At 58.0% G+C, this 474-nt stretch carries 1 pseudogene; it reads left to right on the plus strand.

The features are described 5' to 3' along the window. Nucleotides 1-308 precede the first annotated feature (308 nt). Nucleotides 309-474 (plus strand): annotated as a pseudogene (locus BRA62_RS08610) (gamma carbonic anhydrase family protein); the annotation flags it as partial.

A 474-nucleotide genomic window follows, 5' to 3' on the forward strand; every position in this document is an offset into this window, starting at 1 on the left:
GCGATATCCCCACGGTCCACTGTATCGGGCCTCACCATATTAGAGGTTCCAACAACAGCAATGGAAGCCTGATTACTCTCAAAGCCCTATCCGAGGGAATACAATTCTAACTCGCCAGCCACTCATGCTCCTGGCAAATATCACCTCACAAAATCCCAAGGACTCCCCACGCCTCACCACCGGGCCGCCCCCGACAATCAATCTCCCGGTCTGCCTCCACACCCCCCGTCCCTCACCAAACCCACCCGCCCCTCCCTTACCCTCGAGGGAGAACATTTTGTATCGCCGCAACCAATGGTAGACGTACTATGGAGAGCGGATCGGTTGTGGGGGACCGCGTCTTTATTGCGGAGAACGCAACAGTCATCGGAGACGTGACGCTCGCCGACGACGTGAGTGTATGGTTCGGTGCCGTGGTCCGGGGGGATCGGGATACGATCACGGTGGAAGCGGGCTCGAACATCCAGGACAACG

The sequence above is a fragment of the Methanoculleus sp. UBA208 genome (genome assembly GCF_002498065.1).
GTDB lineage: Archaea > Halobacteriota > Methanomicrobia > Methanomicrobiales > Methanoculleaceae > Methanoculleus.